The sequence below is a fragment of the Yoonia sp. R2331 genome, from assembly GCF_041103235.1.
Taxonomy (GTDB): Bacteria; Pseudomonadota; Alphaproteobacteria; order Rhodobacterales; family Rhodobacteraceae; genus CANMYO01.
Genome location: NZ_JBGCUN010000003.1, coordinates 1 through 18,764, shown reverse-complemented (window position 1 = coordinate 18,764; position 18,764 = coordinate 1). Strand labels below are relative to the sequence as shown.

Below are 18,764 nucleotides of genomic sequence, written 5' to 3'. Positions count from 1 at the left end.
GTGATGACCGATGTCTCTGACATTGATGTACGTGATCTGAACTCGGTCCGGCGTGCGGCGCAAAGCCAGCCGGACCTTGTGCTGGGGGATGACTGGGTCTCGCCCACGGCGTTTCATGAACAGGAAATGCTGGAACAACGCCGCAAGCGCGGCCTGATCCAGCTGCGCAATTCACCCATTGCCCGCAAGATCATCACCTTCAATCTGGTGGCGATGCTCTTGCTGGTAGCGGGGGTGCTGTACCTCAATCCAAGCCGCGACAACCTTGCGTTCCAACGGGCCAACGGTCTGGTGAACGAGGCGGAATTGATCGCCGATGTGCTGGAAGCACGGATGCCCGCAACTGCCCCCGTTGACCTGATCACCGGGGACGGGATCGACGTGGTCAACACGCTGGCGCAGATGGATCTGCGCGGCGGCATTGATGTGGCCGTCTATGACCCCGCTGGGACGCTGATCGCCACCGCCAAAGGTGCGCGCGGCGGCTCTGCCATTGATGGTCTGGAACGCGACGACAGTGCGACGTTCATCAGCGACTTTCTGGCGCAGGTCTGGGGATCAATGCGCGCGGTCGTCAGTGTCGACACACGCCCCGAAGATGTGCTGCAAAACGTCACTCCCGAAGATATCCGCGCCGTCATGCAGGACGGCACCGGGGTCAGCGCCAGCAGCAATGCAGATGGCACAACCTTTGTTGTATCAACCCCCATTCTGCAAAATGAACGCGCCGTTGGCGTTGTCCTGATTTCTTCTGCCGCAGGTGAGCTGGACGCGCTTGTCGCGCGCGAACGCGAACAGATATTCCGCCTCCTGCTTGTGGGCATCCTGATTTCCATCGGTCTCAGCCTTGTGCTGGCTTCGACCATCGCAAACCCGCTGGCCGATCTGGCTGCCGCAGCCGAATTGGGCCGGGACAAGAACGCGCGCAAGATGTCCCCGACCAAGGTGCGTATTCCCGATCTGACCGCCCGCCCGGATGAGATTGGCCGTCTGTCCGGCGCACTGCGCGGCATGGTGCAGGCGCTTTATGAACGTATTGAAGGCAATGAACAATTTGCCGCTGACGTGGCCCACGAAATCAAGAACCCGCTCGCCTCACTCCGCTCTGCGGTTGGGACCATGCGGATCGCCAAGCGCGATGACCAGCGCGAGAAGATGCTCGAAGTGATCGAACATGATGTGCGCCGCCTAGACCGTCTGGTCAGCGACATCTCGAACGCCTCGCGGCTGGACAGTGAACTGGTCAAAGAGGAAGAGGAATCATTTGATCTACTCAAGATGCTGGGCAACCTGAACGAATTTCTGGGCAAAGAGGCGACGACCAAGGGGATCGAGTTTATCGCTGATCTGCCTGAACACCCGATCCGTGTTGTGGGCCTCGAAGGGCGGCTCGCGCAGGTCTTTGTCAACTTGATTACAAATGCGATTTCGTTCTGCGAAGACGGTGACGCCATCCGCGTCTGGGCCCGCAAACGTGAAAACCGCGTGCTTGTGGTTGTCGAAGACACCGGCCCCGGCATCCCGAATGAAGCCCTGCAAAAGGTGTTCAAACGTTTCTACTCGGAACGGCCAGAAGGGCAGTTTGGCAATAACTCCGGCCTCGGGCTCGCGATCTCCAAGCAAATCATCGAGGCGCATGGCGGTGTCATCTGGGCCGAGAATATCCGCCCCGGAGAGGCTGACATGACGTCAGAACCCTTGGGCGCGCGCTTTGTTGTGGGGCTTCCGGTCTAGGCCATGACGGCCACGACCCTGCATGCCACAACGGTTGACCTTGACGGGCAGGGGGTTCTGATCACCGGCGCATCGGGCAGCGGCAAATCGTCCCTTGCCCTGCAACTGATCGCTTTGGGTGCGCGGCTTGTCGCGGATGACCAAACCGCGCTGGTGGCCAAAAACGGCCAGCTTTGGGCCAGCCGCCCGGCCAACTTGCCGCCTCTGATCGAGGCGCGCGGCGTTGGCCTGATGCACGCGCCGCTGGCCAATCGTACCGCGATTGCGCTGGCCGTCGACATGAACCGGGGCGAAACGAACCGCCTGCCGCCTTCGCGTCAGGTCACGCATTTGGGATGTCCCATCCCCTTGCTTCACAAGGCAGAGGGCCTACATTTCGCCCCTGCGATCCTGATCTATCTGCGCCACGGGCGAGAGGCTCCATGACCACCGCAACCCCGATCCAAGACGACAATCCGCCGGTGCTTTTGGTCACTGGTCCGTCGGGTGGTGGCCGGTCGACCGCGATCCGCGCGCTGGAAGACATCGGGTTCGAGGTGATCGACAATCTGCCCCTGTCGCTTTTGCCGCGCCTGCTGGATGGCCCTGCAACACGCCCGCTGGCCATTGGAATTGATGTGCGCAACCGCGACTTTGGCACCAATGCGCTAATCGACGCGATTGACCGGGTCAGCCAAAGTCGGGGGGACGCCACGCAGGTCCTGTTTCTCGAGGCGGACGCCGATACCCTGATCCGGCGCTACTCCGAAACCCGGCGGCGGCACCCCCTTGCGCCTGCAGGCCCGCCGCTTGCCGGCATCACCGCCGAAACCGATCTGCTGGTACCTATTCGGGCGCGCGCGGATGTGCTGATCGACACCACCGCGATGACACCCCATGACCTCAAGGCAGAGGTAGAGCGTCTGTTCGCCCCGCAATCGGCCACCCTTGGTGTCTCGGTCCAGTCCTTTTCTTACAAACGCGGCCTGCCGCGCGGGCTGGACATGGTGCTCGACTGCCGCTTTTTGCGCAATCCGCATTGGGAACCCGACCTGCGGCCGCTTGATGGCCGCGACGCGGGCGTTGCCGATTACGTCGCCGCCGACCCCAACTTTGCCCCCTTCTTTGAGCGGGTGACGGGCCTGCTGGCCCTGCTCTTGCCCGCCCACAAGGACGAGGGGCGCAGCCACCTTGCCATCGGATTTGGCTGCACCGGCGGGCAACATCGTTCCGTCACAATGGCCGAAAGGGTTGCGGCATCCCTTGCAGCGGACGGTTGGCAGGTGTCTAAGAGACATCGTGAGATGGAGCGCCGCGCCGGTGGTCAAAAAGGACGGTTGGGTTGATTGGTATTGTGATCGTTGCACATGGGGGGCTGGCGCCAGAGTATCTGGCCGCAGTCGAACATGTGGTCGGCAAGCAGGACGGCATCCGCGCCATCACCATCGCTGCCGAAGAGAACCGTGCCGACAAGCAGGCCGAGATCTGTGCCGCTGCAGACGCGGTCGACAATGGCAATGGTGTCATCATCGTCACCGATATGTTCGGCGGCTCGCCTTCAAACCTCAGCTTGCGGGCCTGTGGCGTTGCCAAGCGTCAGATCATCTATGGCGCGAACCTGCCGATGCTGATCAAGCTTGCCAAGACCCGGCACAAACCCGTGCCGGAGGCGGTGAACGCGGCCATTGATGCCGCGCATAAATACATAAACACCCACATCGTCAGCCCCGGTTAGACATGGCAAATCTGCGACTCGAGATTCAGAACATCAAAGGCCTGCACGCCCGTGCCTCTGCCAGATTGGCCGAAGTGGTCGAAGCCCATGACGCCGAGGCGACCGTCAGCAAGGACGGGATGTCAGCCGAAGGCGACAGCATCATGGGGCTATTGATGTTGGCAGCCACCATCGGAACATTTATAGATGTGGAAACGCGCGGCCCGCAGGCTGACGCCTTGGGTCAGGCCATTTCCGACCTGGTGAACGATAAATTTGGGGAAGGCGACTAGGGTTGGCCCGGTCATGATTGGAAGGCAACGGATTGACCGATTTGACCAGCAAGGCGCCCACCATGCCGCCCGCCACCAAGGCTAATCCTGTGCATTACGACCGTGGTGTGCTCAGCTATGCCACCTCGTTCGACAGCCCGTTGAGGTCTGGCCTGATCCGCTCGATCGAGTGGATGACCGGCAAGTTGCAGGTCGTGCGCATGATCCGGGAATTTGAACGCCGCGGACCCTATCAGGGACAGGAATTCTGGACATCTGCGCTGGATGTGCTGGGTGTCGACATCCAGACCCCGCCGGAAGAGCTGGCGCGCATCCCCGAAACTGGCCCCGTGGTCTTTGTCGCCAATCACCCCCACGGCATGGTTGATGGCATGGTTATGGCCGAAATCATCGGCCGCCGCAGGCTGGACTACAAGATCCTGACCCGCTCGCTGCTGACAGAGATTGATACCGTGGCCAGCCAATTCCTGATCCCGGTGCCGTTTCCGCACCATGTTGACGCCCAGCAACGCATGGTCGAAATGCGCCACGCGGCGATGTCGCATCTCAAGAATGATGGGCTGGTGGCGCTCTTTCCGTCAGGCGTTGTCGCGACGTCGGAATCTCTGTTCGGCCCTGCGGTGGAAACCGAATGGAACGTCTTTACCGCCAAAATGATCCGCAAATCGGGCGCGACGGTTGTGCCCTGCTTCTTTCCCGGTGCCAATTCGCGCGCCTATCAAATGGCGCATCAGATCTCGGCGACCTTGCGGCAAAGCTTGCTGATCCACGAAATCGTGCGGTCCCGCAACACGGTGTTCCGTCCGATCATTGGTGATCCGATCACCCCTGACCAATGGGCCGATAAAGCAGCAGAGCCGCGCAGCTTCATGGCCTGGCTGCGTGCACAGACGCTGGCGCTCAAACCCTAGCGGGTCGGCACCGGTACCTCGCCACGATAATCATAGAAGCCCCGTTGCGACTTGCGGCCCAGCCACCCGGCCTCGACGTATTTCGTTAGCAGCGGGCAAGGGCGGTACTTGGTATCCGCAAGCCCATCGTGCAGCACGTTCATGATCGCCAGACAGGTATCCAGCCCGATGAAATCGGCCAGCTCCAGCGGGCCCATCGGATGGTTCGCACCCAGTTTGAGCGAAGTATCGATGGATTGCACCGATCCGACACCTTCATACAGGGTATAAATCGCCTCGTTGATCATTGGCATCAGGATGCGGTTGACAATGAACGCGGGGAAATCCTCGGACGCGGTGCTGGTCTTGCCCAGCTTCTTGACCACATCCTGACAGGCGCGGAACGTCGGTTCATCGGTGGCAATGCCGCGGATCAGCTCAACCAATTGCATCACTGGCACGGGGTTCATGAAATGAAAGCCCATGAACTTTTCAGGTCGGTCCGTGCGGCTTGCCAGTCGTGTGATCGAAATGGACGAGGTGTTCGAGGTCAGGATTGTCTCTGGCTTCAAATGCGGAACAAGGTCCTCGAATATGGCCTGCTTGATCGTCTCGCGCTCTGTTGCGGCCTCAATGATCAGATCGCTGGGGCCCAGATCGGTCAGCGTCTGGGTGGTGCTGATCCGCGCCATCGCGGCAGCCTTGGATGCGGCATCAATGGCACCCTTGCCGACTTGCCGGTCCAGATTGCGGTCAATCAGGGCCACAGCGGCCTTAAGCGCATCATCACTGATGTCGGTAATTTTGACCTCAAATCCCGCCAAGGCAAAAACATGGGCAATGCCATTGCCCATCTGCCCCGCACCGACAATGCCCACAGAATTGATCGTCATGGCCAAAATCCTTTACTGTTCTGGGGCATGTTATGCCGCCCCCGCTGGGCCGCCACAAGGCGGGCGGTCGCTTAAAAGAATGTTCAAACTTTCACTTTAGCGAATTCGAAATGCATTTCAGCGAATCTCTGTTGCGTGGGTAACAGACAAGAGGCGTTGGGAACCATGAAACATGAAGCTATAGATGGCGGTGGACTGCACTACGCACCCTGCCGGTACGGGATGTCGCGGATCTTTTTCCGTGGCCCAAAACGTCGGTTGGACAGTCCGTATATCTCGTTCATCGGCGGGACAGAGACGTTTGGCAAATTCATCGACAAACCGGTGCCTGCCCTGGTCGAAAAAGAAATGGGCATGACCTGCGTCAACCTCGGTTGCGTGAACGGCGGTGTTGATGCCTTTGTGAACGACCCCACGATCATGGGCATCTGCAATGATGCGCAAATGACCGTGGTGCAGATCATGGGCGCGAATTACATGTCGAACCGCTTCTATTCGGTGCATCCGCGCCGCAATGACCGGTTCCTGCGTGCCTCCACGGTGATGGAGGCGATTTTTAACGACGTCGACTTTGCCGATTTCACCTTTACGCGCCACATGCTCAGCACGCTGCATGCCATGTCGCCGGAACGGTTCGACATTGTGGTGTCAGAATTGCGCGAAGCCTGGGTTGCGCGGATGAAGAACATGCTGGGCCAGATCGGTCCACGTTCGGTTCTGTTGTGGTTTTCCAAGACACCTATGACTGATGACCCCTGGGACCAGCACGACAATCCGCTGCAGGTCGATCCGCTGTTTGTGACCGCAGAAATGGTCGACAATCTTCGGCACCTTGTCCGTGATGTCATCGTGGTAAACCCCACTGACGTGGCCCGCGCGCAGGGCACCAAGGGGATGTTCTATTCACCGCTGCAGGCCAAGGCGGCCAGTTCCATGATGGGCGTCGCTTGCCATCACGAGGCGGCCAATATGCTCGTCCCCAGCCTACGCACTGCAATGGCGCAGCGCGCGGCCTGATAAATCATTCTTCCCAATGCAAAGTCCCGCCCCTTTTGGGGGCGGGACTTTGGCATTTTTCGAACTTGTGACGGTGCCGGTTATAGTTTTTCCGTCAGCTCCGGCACAGCCGCGAACAGGTCAGCCACAAGGCCATAGTCCGCCACCTGGAAAATCGGGGCTTCTTCGTCCTTGTTGATCGCGACGATCACCTTGCTGTCCTTCATACCGGCGAGGTGCTGGATCGCACCCGAGATGCCAACAGCAACGTAAAGATCGGGGGCCACAACCTTACCGGTCTGACCAACCTGCCAGTCGTTCGGCGCATAGCCCGAATCGACTGCCGCACGGGACGCACCAACAGCGGCCCCCAGCTTGTCAGCCAGCTTTTCAATCAGGGCAAAGTCCTCTTCGGACCCAACACCGCGCCCGCCGGACACAACCACACCTGCGCTGGTCAGCTCTGGTCGGTCGCTGGCGGCAACCTTGTCTTCCACCCAGGACGACAGGCCCGGATCAGCCGGTGCGCCGATCATCTCGACCGCGGCAGAACCGTTCAAGTCCGCGGCGTCAAAGCCTGCGGTGCGGATGGTCAAGACTTTCGTTGCATCCGCCGATTTGACGGTCTGGATGGCGTTGCCTGCGTAGATCGGGCGCTCAAAGGTGTCGCCATCCACAATCGCGGTAACTTCGCTGATAACCTGCGCATCGAGCAAGGCCGCGACGCGCGGCATGATGTTCTTGGCGTCCGTCGTGCCCGGTGCGGCAATGTGGGAATAATCCCCTGCAAGCGACACGATCAGATCAGCGGCAGGCTCTGCCATTTGGTGGCCCAGAACCGCATCTTCGGCGCACAGCACCTTGGCTACGCCGTCGATCTTGGCGGCCTCGTCGGCGGCACCCTTGGAATTGGCACCGACGCACAGCACGGTCACATCACCCAGCGCACCGGCGGCCGATACCGCCTTGGCGGTGGCATCTACGGACAATTCGCCCGCGTTCACATCTGCAATCAGAAGAACAGCCATTACACAGCCCCCGCTTCTTTGAGTTTCTCGACCAGCTCATCAACAGAGCCGACGATGATCCCGGCCTTGCGGGCCTCGGGTTCGGTTGTCTTCACCACGGTCAGGCGCGGGGTGACATCAACGCCGTAATCGGCAGGTGTCTTTTCATCCAGCGGCTTTTTCTTGGCCTTCATGATGTTCGGCAGCGAGGCATAGCGCGGCTCGTTCAGGCGCAGATCAACCGTCACGATTGTCGGCATCTTGACCTTGATGGTCTGCAAACCGCCATCCACTTCGCGGGTCACGGTGGCGCTGTCGCCTTCGACATCCACCTCAGATGCGAATGTGGCCTGTGACCAGCCCAGCAGGGCAGACAGCATCTGGCCGGTGGCGTTCATGTCGTTGTCGATGGCCTGCTTGCCGCACAGCACCAGACCGGGCTGTTCTTCGTCGACAATAGCTTTGAGCACCTTGGCCACGGCCAGCGGCTCGATGTCGTTGTGCACGTCGTCGGTTGCGACCACCAGAATGGCGCGGTCAGCACCCATGGCCAGCGCCGTGCGCAGCGTTTCCTGTGACTGCTTGACCCCGATCGAGACGGCAATAACTTCGTCGGCCTTGCCTGCTTCGCGCAGACGAATGGCCTCTTCGACAGCAATTTCGTCGAACGGGTTCATCGACATTTTGACATTTGCAAGATCGACACCGCTGCCGTCCGCTTTCACGCGGACCTTCACGTTGTAGTCAATCACGCGCTTGACCGGTACCAGGACCTTCATCGGGCGTATCTCCTCGTGGTGGGCCTGCGGGACATTCCGCAAGCGTCAGTTAGGCCAATGTCTAGTAGAACCAAAAGACACCTGACAATCCAAAATCGACGCAGCCATGAAAAAATCGGTCGCTTTTTCACACCAATACGCAGCGTCATGGACGCCGCTCGAGAATCACCGGTTGGCGCCTGGAACCCACAAGACATCATCGCGGCCATCATCATTGGCGATCCGCGACGCCTGAAAGAACCAGTCCGACAATCGGTTCAGGTATTTGACCGCTGCGGGGTTCACAGCCTCCATCGTGGCCAGCTCGACGCTCAGCCGTTCGGCCCGACGCGCAACTGTCCGGCACAGATGCAGATGTGCTGCCAGTGGTGATCCGCCCGGCAGGATAAAGGACCGCAATGGTTCAACAGCCTGCGTCATCGTGTCCAGTTCGGTTTCCAACCGGGTCACCTGTGCGTCGGTCATCCGCAACACCGGGTATTCCGCCTCGCCGTCCTTTTCCATATCGGGACGACACAAATCAGCGCCCAGATCAAAAAGGTCGTTCTGGATCATCGCCAGCTTGGCATCCACATCCCCCTCTGCGTGCAACCGCGCGAGGCCGACGGTGGCGTTTAATTCGTCCACCGTGCCATAAGACGTGACCCGCATTGAATGCTTGGCCACCCGGCTGCCGTTGCCAAGGGCGGTCTCACCGGCGTCACCGGCCTTGGTGTAGATCTTGTTCAGCACAACCATGTCAGTTTCCTCCGCGCAGCCAGACAAACAGCAGGATGAGGCAAACCGCAATGAACTGCGCGATGATCCGCCAGCGCATCAGCTTGTTGGCGTGTTTGCGATTGTATTCGCCGCCCTTACCAAAGGTGCCGACCCCAAACATCAGGATGCCCAGCACCACAAGGCAGGCGATAATCACCAGAATGAAAAGCGGATCATTTGCCATGGTCTTCCCCCGTGTTCGCCCCGATGTAGCAGGGCAGGCCGCAAAGAAAAGGGCTAGTCCATTGCCAAAACGCGATCCAGCATGCGGCTGGACAGGATACGCCGCAAAAAGCCCATCAAATATGTGGGCCGTGTGACGTAACAGCGCGGCTTGGGGTTGGGGCTTTCCAGCGCCTTCAACAGCTTTTGGGTGACCGCGCTGGCGGGCAGCTCAAACTTGTCAGGGCCGGTGTCCTCGTACAGCCGGTCATGCAGCGCGTCATAATCGCGCGCTCGGGCCGACCCTTCGCGGTCGATCCATTTTTCAAAATGCGGGATAGAGTTTTGCCGGATGGCAGAGGTGATCGGCCCCGGTTCAATCAGGATCACCTTGATGCCGCTCTCTGCGATTTCCAGCCGCAGCACATCGGTCAGCCCTTCCATGGCGAATTTCGTTGCCACATAGGCCCCGCGCCACTTGCCGCCAACAAGCCCCAGCACGCTGGAACAATTCACGATCCGGCCATGCCCCTGATTGCGCATCACCGGAATGATCGCATTGGTCAGCTCTTGCACACCAAAAAGATTGGTTTCGAATATCTCGCGCAGCGCGCCGCGCGGCAAGTCCTCGACAAAGCCGGGGCAGGCATAGGCGCCATTGTTGAATACCGCATCCAGCCTGCCGCCCGTCGCCTCGAGAACATCGGCCAGCCCGCTATAGATGCTTTCGCTGTCGGTATAGTCGATCAGCGGGCTGTCAAAGCCTTCGGACATCAGCCGCCCGCAATCGGTGGCCTTGCGGCAGGATGCGAAAACGCGCCAGCCTGCGGCACGCAACCCGTGAGCCGCATCGTATCCGATGCCCGATGAACAGCCCGTGATCAGTATGGTTTTTTGTGTCATGGCGCAGCTTTGCCGCGTCCATTCGGTTGGTGCAAGCGTTTACCCGTCGGTCAGCAGCCGCTCGGCCATCCAGCCCTCAACACCGGTCGACGTGATGCGGATATTCGCCCATCCGTTCACATCCACGTCGATAACCTCGGCCTCGGTCCCGCCGGGCAGGGTGTCGATGACGCCAAAATTGGTGCCCGGTCCAGTGCGCATATTCACGCGTGTGCCCGCAACATAGCGCAGATCAAGGATCGGGACGGCCACAGGTGCAGGTGCGGCAGGGGTTGGCACCGTTTCGGTCAGCGCGGCAGTCTCGGTCAGTGCTGCGGTCTCAATGGTCTCAACCACGGTTTCAACGCTGGCCTGCACGATTTGTGCGGTCTCTTCGGGCGTCTGCACGGTCACCTCTGTCGCCACCGGCATTGCAAGACTCACCAGCGGCGTGCTAGCTGACCGCGTCACAGCGGTCACTTCGACGGCAGGTTCAACGACCTCGGCTTCGGCGACAATACGCTCTTCGGGCACAAAATCTGCACCGCCGGACATCTCATAAAATGTCCAACCCAAAATCAGAAACGTTCCGACGATAAACTTGCCCACGGCGACCCCCAAAGAATCGTTAGCTACTTCCCCACGAACGTCTCTTAGCGAGATTCGTTCCTGCGGATGAGGGGAAAAACCGCATGTGCCGCGTCATGTCGTCTTTACGGCCACTGACCCCTCGGCTAGACCATACCCAAATGAGCGAAGATTCAGGCGACACCCCACTGGATATTGTTGAACCCCTCCGTCGAGCCATCGGCGAGCGGTATCTGACCTATGCGTTATCCACGATTATGAATAGGGCGCTGCCTGATGCCAGAGACGGGCTAAAACCCGTGCATCGGCGCATATTGTACGCAATGCGTGAACTCCGGCTCGCTTCTGCGGGGGGCTTTCGCAAGTCGGCCAAGATCTCCGGCGATGTGATGGGCAACTATCACCCGCATGGCGACGCTGCGATCTATGACGCCATGGCCCGGCTCGCGCAGGATTTCAACGTGCGCTACCCGCTGGTCGACGGGCAGGGCAACTTTGGCAACATCGACGGCGATAACCCGGCTGCGGCGCGGTATACCGAGGCGCGGATGACCGCCGCGGCAGAGGCCCTGATGGAGGGGCTGACCGAAAACGCCGTCGACTACCGCCCCAATTATGACGGCACGCTTGAAGAACCTGTTGTCTTCCCCGCCGCCTTTCCCAACCTGTTGGCCAACGGTAGCAGCGGCATTGCGGTCGGCATGGCCACGAACATCCCGCCCCATAACCTGCACGAGCTGATCGACGCCTGCCTGCATCTGATCAAAGCGCCCAACGCCCGTGATGATACCTTGCTGGAATACATCCCAGGCCCCGATTTCCCGACCGGCGGCGTGATCGTCGAAAGCCGTGAAAACATCGCAGAGGCCTACCGCACCGGGCGCGGTTCCATCCGTACCCGTGCCCGTCACGAGGTCGAGGATCTGGGCCGCGGCCAATGGCAAGTCGTCGTCACCGAGATTCCCTATCAGGTTCAGAAATCCAAGCTGATCGAAAAGCTGGCAGAGGTCATCCAGACCAAAAAGGTCCCGCTGTTGGCTGATGTGCGGGATGAAAGTGCTGAAGACATCCGTATCGTCCTCGAACCGCGTGCCAAGACCGTGGACGCGGATATGATGATGGGATTGCTGTTCAAGAACAGTGATTTGGAAACCCGCTTCAGCCTCAACATGAATGTGTTGATCGACGGGCTTGAACCGCGCGTCTGCGGCGTCAAGGAACTGTTGCGCGCCTTTCTTGATCACCGCCGCGCGGTTCTGATCCGCCGCTCCAAGCACCGGATGGACAAGATCGACCACCGGCTAGAGGTGCTCGAAGGGTTCATCGTCGCCTTCCTGAACCTCGACCGGGTGATCGACATCATCCGCTACGACGACGACCCCAAGCAGGCGCTGATGGTCGAAGACTGGGCCGCGCCCAAGCCCCGCGCAACCGACGAAAAAGACTACATCAGTCCGATCAGCCCCGGTGCCGACCCAGAGGTGTCCCTGTCCGAGGTTCAGGCCGAAGCCATCCTGAACATGCGCCTGCGGTCCTTGCGCAAGCTGGAAGAGATTGAGCTGCTGGCCGAACGTGACGCGCTGATGCTCGAACGCGCCGAACTCGAAGACCTGCTGGACAGCGAAGACCTGCAATGGACCAAGATCGCCGACCAGCTGCGCGAGACCCGCAAGCAATTCGGTAACAGCACAGAGACAGGCAAGCGCCGCACCACCTTTGGTGATGCCGCCGACATCCCCGATGTCCCGCTCGAGGCGATGATCGACCGCGAACCGATTACCGTTGTCGTTTCGCAAATGGGCTGGATCCGCGCGATGACCGGGCATATTGACCTTGCGCGCGAGCTAAAGTTCAAGGACGGCGACGGGCCGGGCCATATCTTTCACGCCGAAACCACCGACCGGCTGCTGGTTTTTGGCTCAAACGGGCGGTTCTACACGCTTTCCGCGGCCAACCTGCCCGGCGGGCGTGGCATGGGTGAACCCCTGCGCCTGATGGTCGATCTGCCCAATGACGCGGCCATCGTGGACATCTTCAAGCACCTGCCGGACGCCAAATTGCTGGTTGCCAGCGCCGAAGGCAACGGCTTTGTCGTGCCCGAAAGCGATGTGATCGCCCAGACCCGCACCGGCAAACAGGTGCTGAATGTCAAGGATACCGTTGCCAAGGTCGTGCGCCGCGTTGCAGGTGACCACGTGGCCGTGGTGTCCGAAAACGCCAAACTGCTGGTCTTTGCCCTTGATGAACTGCCCGAACTGGGCCGGGGCAAGGGCGTGCGCCTGCAAAAATACAAATCCGCCCGCGGCCGGCAGGGTACGCTTGAACTGGACGGCGGCCTGTCTGACGTGACCACCTTCAACTGGGCCGATGGCCTCAGCTGGCCCATGGGCGGCGACAAAACCCGCACCGAGCCTGACATGACCGACTGGAAAGGCGCCCGCGCCGGCGTCGGCAAACGTCCCCCCTACGGTTTCCCGAAGACCAACCGGTTTGGGTGAACTGCCGCTTTGCGGACGAAGCTGCCGTCTGCCACAGTGCCGCATACGTCCGCTTCGTTACCTGTGCACCTTAGGCGTTCTCCAAACACTCCAACACATACGCCGCTAAAGTATGCGCTGAGTGGATGACAAGCCGTGCGTGCCGCGGACGTATCGCGGACGTCGTGTGCTCTGCTTCGGTGCGCCCGTGAGCGCCACTGCGCTTGTTCCTGAGGTACATGGTCCCGTCCACGATGCTCCCAAGCCCGGAGGCGATTTTCTTTAGGTCCTTTGCCTCTAAGTCTTTTGGGTTGATCCCAAGATCATCGCGAGTGAAGCGCCACAAATCGTTTAGCGTGTCCCTGTTCTCGTTGTACGTAACTTTCCTTTTGTTCAGATAGGCCTTGAACGTCGCTTCAAGCACATTGCCCGCATACTGCGCCGCTGCATTAGGATCATCTTCGACTTGTTTCAACGCGCGTTTCATTTCGACTTCGACGGCAGATAGACCGCGCTGCGAAACTATGTCGTCCAATGATGCCGTTGGCGTTGCGCTTGCGGTGCCGATATTGCCGCCAACGGAATAGCTCAGCCTGGAGCGTGACAGCGATTTCCGTATTCGCTCCTGTCTGCGCTTTAGGTTGACTGACCATTCAGGCTCTTCAACGCGCATCCAGTTATCGCCGCTCGAAGGGTCCCAACCCGGTTTCTCAAGAATATCCTCCAAGAGTGGGCCAAGCACCTCTAAAGGCGACGGACATCGCTTGTTAGTGAGGCGCAGCCAATCGACGGTTTTCTGTACCTTGTTCCCGCCGGGGTTTTCTTCGGGCGCATCGGCGTAGGCGAAAAGGCGGTCAATATCCGCGTGCGTATAGTGGTCACTGAAAATCTCGCCCAAGACGCCTATCACGGGCGACGGTATCTTTCCGTCCATAGCGCTGCCCTCACATGGTGGATGCGCGTTCTATCTTTTTTTGGTGACACTTTTCAAGTGCCTGAAATGTGCTCCACAACCTTCGCAGTTTCTCGTTCGCCTAGGTCTGACGATCGCGGAAGATCGACTTTGCTGACATTGGCTACGCCGCAAACTATGTTCACCTTGGGCTCATTGCCAACGTTCGCCACGCCGTCTCAATCGCCCGACACACCGCGACCTCTGCCGGACTGTTCAATTCTGACCGCGCATATCACCCTTAACCGGTAATCCCTTCAACCTGCGGTATGGGCTCTGGTGATGTGACGTCCTCCGGTCGCCGCTTTTCGTAAAACGCATTTCCACCCGCCGTCACAACATAATGGATATTGTTGAAATTGGCGTTATACCACGCGGCATGAAAGAAGCGCGCGCGCCCGACGTTCGGGTGCCTTTCGCCCCTCAGCACCGCAATGGCCGAGGCTTCGGCCAGCGCCCGTGCTTCGCCCCGCATGGTCTTGCGCATGACGCCCGGCGCGAACTGGTTTCGCTGGCTGACCACGGCGCAGACGGAACTTGGGAAATCACCCGATTGCACCCGGTTCATCACAACGCTGCCCACCGCGATCATCCCGTCCCGGCTGGACCGGTTCGATTCAAAATACATCGCCCGCGCCATGCAATTCACCTCTGCCGCAGATACGTCCGCCCCACCAGGGTCCGGCTGCCGCGCACAACCGGACAGGCCACAGGCCGCCACCAAAGCAATCACTTGCGCACCCTTGGCTCTTCTACCCAGCATCCGGCCTATCCCTTTTGTCTCCGACAACATCGGTTGCCCCCGGCAACCTCTGCATCACACCGATACCTCACTTTGTTTGCCAAACCCAGCGCGGTCCTGTGACCCCACTCACACCATTTCAGCAAACCCAAACTGCGCCGCTTGTTTCACAGCATTGCAGGCACTACGCATTGGAAAATCAAAAGCAATATCCTGCGATAACATCTTCTGCTCAAAGGCGTTTCAACAGTCCAAGACGGATCAAAGTCATGAATAAGAGTGTGCCCCCTTTCAAACTGTCCTGGCCATTTCTTCTGCTGATCATCCTGACGGTCGGTACTGCCTTGCGCATCTGGGCCATCGGCTACAAAACGCCCTGGGGGGACGAGCTGCATTCGCTCAGCTATGCGCGCACAAGTGTTGCACATCTGATCGACATCGGACGCACCACCGATATTCACCCGCCGCTTTACTTTCTGTCCCTCAAAGGATGGGTCGCGCTATTCGGTGAAAGCCGAGACGCCGCAAGGCTGTTCTCGGCCACATTGGGCGTGGCCGCAATCGGTCTGCTCTTCGTGATCGTCAAAAGGCTCTACGGCATTCCAGCGGCCCTGATTGCAGCAGCCTTTTTGGCAACTTTCCCGACGGCCATTCAGTTTGACCGTGACATCCGAATGTATCCGCTGTTGCGGCTCTTGTTCCTGCTCTCATTCCTTTGCTTTCTGGGATTGCGGTCGGCACCGCGTGCTGACCGGGCCGGCCTCATGTCGCGGGTTTTGCCACTCATTGGCTTTGCTGTCAGCCTCGCGCTGGCCTTTTACACGCATTACACAGCGGCGCTTTTCTATATGCTCTTTACGTTGGTGGGTCTCTATTATCTGCTGCGCGGCGACCGCATGACCCTTTTCTGGGTCTATCTTGGCCTCTTTATCGCGACCATTCTGGTGCTGCCGCAACTGAACCATCTTTTTTCCAGCTCGCTTGGCGACCCGGACAAATCATGGATGCAAGCCACCACTTTGCGCATCTTCTATGGGACGACGCTGGGTGCATTCCCCTATCCGATGTGGGTCAAACCGGTTGCGTTTCTGGCCATGGTTGCCGGGTTTGTCCTGCTTTGGATGCGGGACCGTGACGATGCTGTTGTGTTTTTCCTGTTCACCGCAGGGGGCATGATTCTGGCCGCTGTTATCGGTATCTACGAACCGATCTATCTGGTGCGCACCATTCAGGTCTTTACTGTTTTTACGGCAATTTTTGTCGCTATGCTGTTGTTGCGCCTGCCGCGTCCCATTGCGGTGCTGATCGGCGCGGTCTTGTTGGTCGCAAATGCTCTGACAACCGTCCAGAACAGCTTTGTGCCCGCGCGCGAATTCAACTTTGCCGACCGGACCGGCACATTTGTGGCCCTGATGGACCCGGCGCAGGATCAGGTGTTTGCCAAGGAATACTTGATGCCGCAAATGGTGGTGGCGCGGTCTGCCCTGGTCGGACTTGCCACCCCGATCAGCCACGACAGTCAGGACGCCGATATCGCCGCAATCACAAAGGCGTCCGATCAGTGCCTGACGGCCGACAGCCCCTGCCGGTCCCTGATCCTGATCGTCGAACGGCTAAGCCGCTTTGATCCCGATGCTATCGCGCGATGGAATGCGCTGGCCGACACGTTGATTGCCAAGCACCCCGGCCATGTCGAACAGGATGTTGCAGGCTATCGTGTTGTTGTAGTGTCGCAGGATACAGAGTTCCTGAACACCGTAACAGATGTGCTGGCGGGTGATGGCAGATGACGGATCAGTCACCGCTGCACAAACTCGTCAAGTTCGGCTTTGCCGGTGTTCTGGCAACCGCACTGCACTACGCGGTGATGTTTGCAGGCCTGCTGGTCTGGGACGCGGCGGTCGTCTGGTCGTTCCTTGGGGCCGTCTGCGGGGCGATCTTGGGCTATGTGCTGAACTACGTCTACACGTTCCAAAGCGACCAGCCCCACCAGCAAACCACCTGGCGCTATGCGATCATTGTGGTGCTGTCGATCCTGTTGAACACGTGCCTGTTCTATGTGTTTTACCGGGTCTTTGGCTGGCCCGTCCCGATATCGCAGGTTCTCAGTACGCTGATCGTATTTCTGTGCAATTATCTGGCCCATGACAAAATCACTTTTCGCAAACGGGTTGAATAATCACTATGGCTGCACCTGAAATCTCGGTCGTTGCACCCGCCTATAATGAAGAGGACTCGTTGCAGGCCTTCTATGACCGCCTGACCGCGACCTTTGACGGCAACAAAATCGACGGCGAAATCGTCTTCGTGAATGATGGCAGCCGGGACAACACGCTGCCCATGCTGATCGCCCTTCAGGCACAGGACCCCCGTGTGGTTGTGGTCGATCTCAGCCGCAATTTCGGCAAGGAAATCGCACTGACCGCCGGTCTTGACCACGCGCGCGGCCGGGCAGCCATTCCGATTGATGTGGATTTGCAGGACCCGCCGGAACTGATCGTGGATTTGATTGCGAAATGGCGCGAGGGCTATGATGTCGTCGATGCCCGCCGCCGGTCCCGGCAGGGGGAAACGTTCCTCAAAAAAGCGACGGCGTCACTGTTCTATAAGCTGATCAAGCGGCTCGACCGGCATTCGTCAATCCCCGCAAACGTCGGCGACTTTCGCCTGATCGACCGCAAGGCGCTAGATGCGATCAACAGCATGCGGGAACGACACCGGTTCATGAAAGGTATCTTTGCGTTTGTGGGGTTCAAACGCACCTTTGTCGACTATGACCGCGATCCGCGCTTTGGAGGCGTGACCAGCTTTAACTACTGGAAGCTGTGGAATTTCTCGCTCGAAGGGATCACGTCCTTTTCAACCCTGCCGCTGCGCGCCTTTGGCTATGTTGGGTTCTGTGTCGCGGTTCTGTCGTTCTTCTATGGCCTGTTCATCATGCTGAAATCGCTGATCTTCGGCGATGAAGTCGCCGGCTTCCCAACGCTCTTTGTGGCAATCTCATTTCTGGGCGGCGTGCAGTTGATCGGCTTGGGGATCATCGGTGAATACCTTGGCCGCACCTTTAATGAGGTCAAGAACAGGCCGCTTTATTTTATCAACGCCGTGCACACAGCGCGGCCCGCTGCACTTGAAGCACCGCGCGAGGCCACCCGCGCGATACCCGCCGCAGACGATGACCCCGCCCCGGTGCCGGCTGACCCCATGCGCTAAACTCCGCGCCTTACCGGTGCTGGTCGATCAGAATGGCGTTGTCATCAGGGTCCAGCATCATGATATGGCCGGGGCCGGTCGCTTCGGCATCGGTTTCGGCTTCCAGCGCGATGCCGGCACTTTTCAGGATCGCCTGAATGGCGCGCACGTCATCCCATTCGCCTTCTACCTCGCCTGCGTTCTGGTCCCAGCCGGGATTAAAGGTCAACGTATTGGCCGGAATATGTCCCTGAAACAGCCCGATCAGGGTCTGTTCGTTTTTCATAATCAGATAATTGTGGCTCATGTCGCCACCCAGGGTGTCAAAGCCCAGCGTCTCGTAAAACGCGCGGCTGGCGGCAAGGTCTTTGACGTTCAGGCTGATGGAAAAAGCACCAAGTTTCATCGTAGGGGCTCCGTAAATGCGTTAATCGGTATTCAGGAAATCATGCGGATCGGGGGTGCATGGTTCCTGCATGGTTTGTGTATCGGGACTGCTTAGCACAAACCACGCTTGATTTCTCCGCCAATCCGCAATACATCGCCCGCGATGTTGGATCAGGGGCCACAGCGGCCCCCTTAAACTAAAGGGCAGTTGCACCATGGCAAAGGCAAAGTTTGAACGGAATAAACCGCACGTGAACATCGGGACCATTGGTCACGTTGACCACGGCAAGACGACGCTGACGGCGGCGATCACGAAGTACTTTGGCGACTTCCAGGCC

The 18,764-nt window shown here is 59.1% G+C and carries 22 protein-coding genes; 12 read left to right on the top strand and 10 right to left on the bottom strand.

Features of this window, described 5'->3' with window-relative positions; genetic code table 11:
- The first annotated feature begins 3 nt into the window (after positions 1–3).
- The 6 genes from AB3Y40_RS18010 (at position 4) to AB3Y40_RS17985 (ending at position 4,631) form a co-directional block, all read left to right on the top strand.
- A complete protein-coding gene (locus AB3Y40_RS18010) occupies positions 4–1,734 on the top strand; it encodes a sensor N-terminal transmembrane domain-containing protein (RefSeq protein WP_369440274.1) in 1,731 nt (576 codons plus the stop codon).
- A 3-nt stretch (positions 1,735–1,737) separates the two neighbouring features.
- Positions 1,738–2,160: an HPr kinase/phosphorylase gene (locus tag AB3Y40_RS18005; protein WP_369440273.1), complete on the top strand. Its 423-nt coding sequence runs from the start codon at positions 1,738–1,740 to the stop codon at positions 2,158–2,160.
- Positions 2,157–3,059, top strand: a complete 903-nt coding sequence (rapZ, locus tag AB3Y40_RS18000; RefSeq protein ID WP_369440272.1) for an RNase adapter RapZ — start codon at positions 2,157–2,159, stop codon at positions 3,057–3,059. Before AB3Y40_RS18005 ends, rapZ begins: the two co-directional genes overlap by 4 nt.
- Positions 3,056–3,448: a PTS sugar transporter subunit IIA gene (locus AB3Y40_RS17995; RefSeq protein ID WP_369440271.1), complete on the top strand. Its 393-nt coding sequence runs from the start codon at positions 3,056–3,058 to the stop codon at positions 3,446–3,448. Before rapZ ends, AB3Y40_RS17995 begins: the two co-directional genes overlap by 4 nt.
- Before the next feature lie 2 nt (positions 3,449–3,450).
- Positions 3,451–3,720 (top strand): HPr family phosphocarrier protein, encoded by a 270-nt coding sequence (locus tag AB3Y40_RS17990; protein ID WP_369440270.1) that lies wholly within the window; start codon positions 3,451–3,453, stop codon positions 3,718–3,720.
- Positions 3,721–3,782: 62 nt separating this feature from the next.
- Positions 3,783–4,631, top strand: coding sequence for a lysophospholipid acyltransferase family protein (locus AB3Y40_RS17985; protein ID WP_369440269.1), 849 nt, complete (start codon positions 3,783–3,785; stop codon positions 4,629–4,631).
- On the opposite strand, the gene AB3Y40_RS17980 is transcribed toward AB3Y40_RS17985, so the two are convergent.
- Positions 4,628–5,503, bottom strand: a complete 876-nt coding sequence (locus AB3Y40_RS17980) for a 3-hydroxybutyryl-CoA dehydrogenase (protein WP_369440268.1) — start codon at positions 5,501–5,503, stop codon at positions 4,628–4,630. The two genes, AB3Y40_RS17985 and AB3Y40_RS17980, sit on opposite strands and share 4 nt — an antisense overlap.
- 165 nt (positions 5,504–5,668) lie before the next feature.
- On the opposite strand from AB3Y40_RS17980, the gene AB3Y40_RS17975 reads away from it, so the two are divergent.
- Positions 5,669–6,520 (top strand): DUF6473 family protein, encoded by an 852-nt coding sequence (locus tag AB3Y40_RS17975; protein ID WP_369440267.1) that lies wholly within the window; start codon positions 5,669–5,671, stop codon positions 6,518–6,520.
- Positions 6,521–6,600: 80 nt separating this feature from the next.
- Here the strand turns inward: AB3Y40_RS17975 and AB3Y40_RS17970 are convergent, their stop codons facing one another.
- From AB3Y40_RS17970 to AB3Y40_RS17945, 6 genes are all read right to left on the bottom strand, one after another.
- Entirely contained in the window at positions 6,601–7,527 is a 927-nt protein-coding gene (locus tag AB3Y40_RS17970) for an electron transfer flavoprotein subunit alpha/FixB family protein (RefSeq protein ID WP_369440266.1), read from the bottom strand.
- Positions 7,527–8,285 (bottom strand): electron transfer flavoprotein subunit beta/FixA family protein, encoded by a 759-nt coding sequence (locus AB3Y40_RS17965; RefSeq protein ID WP_369440265.1) that lies wholly within the window; start codon positions 8,283–8,285, stop codon positions 7,527–7,529. Before AB3Y40_RS17965 ends, AB3Y40_RS17970 begins: the two co-directional genes overlap by 1 nt.
- A 165-nt stretch (positions 8,286–8,450) precedes the next feature.
- Positions 8,451–9,023 carry a cob(I)yrinic acid a,c-diamide adenosyltransferase gene (locus AB3Y40_RS17960; protein WP_369440264.1) on the bottom strand — a complete coding sequence of 191 codons (573 nt, stop codon included), beginning with the start codon at positions 9,021–9,023 and terminating at the stop codon, positions 8,451–8,453.
- Position 9,024: 1 nt separating this feature from the next.
- On the bottom strand, positions 9,025–9,228 hold the full coding sequence (locus tag AB3Y40_RS17955) for a twin transmembrane helix small protein (RefSeq protein ID WP_369440263.1): 204 nt from the start codon (positions 9,226–9,228) through the stop codon (positions 9,025–9,027).
- A gap of 53 nt (positions 9,229–9,281) precedes the next feature.
- Positions 9,282–10,109 (bottom strand): SDR family NAD(P)-dependent oxidoreductase, encoded by an 828-nt coding sequence (locus tag AB3Y40_RS17950; protein WP_369440262.1) that lies wholly within the window; start codon positions 10,107–10,109, stop codon positions 9,282–9,284.
- A gap of 39 nt (positions 10,110–10,148) precedes the next feature.
- Positions 10,149–10,697 (bottom strand): SH3 domain-containing protein, encoded by a 549-nt coding sequence (locus tag AB3Y40_RS17945; RefSeq protein WP_369440261.1) that lies wholly within the window; start codon positions 10,695–10,697, stop codon positions 10,149–10,151.
- A gap of 140 nt (positions 10,698–10,837) precedes the next feature.
- Here AB3Y40_RS17945 and AB3Y40_RS17940 point away from each other — a divergent pair, with 140 nt between their 5' ends.
- Positions 10,838–13,174, top strand: coding sequence for a DNA topoisomerase IV subunit A (locus AB3Y40_RS17940; RefSeq protein WP_369440260.1), 2,337 nt, complete (start codon positions 10,838–10,840; stop codon positions 13,172–13,174).
- Positions 13,175–13,244: 70 nt separating this feature from the next.
- Here AB3Y40_RS17940 and AB3Y40_RS17935 read toward each other — a convergent pair whose 3' ends face one another.
- Positions 13,245–14,087, bottom strand: coding sequence for an abortive infection family protein (locus AB3Y40_RS17935; RefSeq protein WP_369440259.1), 843 nt, complete (start codon positions 14,085–14,087; stop codon positions 13,245–13,247).
- Between the two features lie 259 nt (positions 14,088–14,346).
- Positions 14,347–14,868 (bottom strand): cell wall hydrolase, encoded by a 522-nt coding sequence (locus tag AB3Y40_RS17930; protein WP_459554007.1) that lies wholly within the window; start codon positions 14,866–14,868, stop codon positions 14,347–14,349.
- Positions 14,869–15,116: 248 nt separating this feature from the next.
- Here AB3Y40_RS17930 and AB3Y40_RS17925 point away from each other — a divergent pair, with 248 nt between their 5' ends.
- Genes AB3Y40_RS17925 through AB3Y40_RS17915 form a run of 3 tightly spaced genes read left to right on the top strand, consistent with a single transcriptional unit; the run spans position 15,117 to position 18,060 of the window.
- The gene (locus tag AB3Y40_RS17925) at positions 15,117–16,637 is read left to right on the top strand and encodes a glycosyltransferase family 39 protein (protein WP_369440258.1); all 1,521 of its coding nucleotides are present in this window, start codon (positions 15,117–15,119) and stop codon (positions 16,635–16,637) included.
- Positions 16,634–17,026 (top strand): GtrA family protein, encoded by a 393-nt coding sequence (locus AB3Y40_RS17920; protein WP_369440257.1) that lies wholly within the window; start codon positions 16,634–16,636, stop codon positions 17,024–17,026. The genes AB3Y40_RS17925 and AB3Y40_RS17920 overlap by 4 nt, the downstream gene beginning before the upstream one ends.
- Positions 17,027–17,031: 5 nt before the next feature.
- Positions 17,032–18,060 (top strand): glycosyltransferase family 2 protein, encoded by a 1,029-nt coding sequence (locus AB3Y40_RS17915; RefSeq protein ID WP_369440256.1) that lies wholly within the window; start codon positions 17,032–17,034, stop codon positions 18,058–18,060.
- 10 nt (positions 18,061–18,070) lie between these two features.
- On the opposite strand, the gene AB3Y40_RS17910 is transcribed toward AB3Y40_RS17915, so the two are convergent.
- A complete protein-coding gene (locus tag AB3Y40_RS17910) occupies positions 18,071–18,445 on the bottom strand; it encodes a VOC family protein (protein ID WP_369440255.1) in 375 nt (124 codons plus the stop codon).
- 196 nt (positions 18,446–18,641) lie between these two features.
- Here AB3Y40_RS17910 and AB3Y40_RS17905 point away from each other — a divergent pair.
- Positions 18,642–18,764 (top strand): GTP-binding protein (locus AB3Y40_RS17905; protein WP_240611103.1); only part of this gene is annotated, 123 nt, incomplete at its 3' end.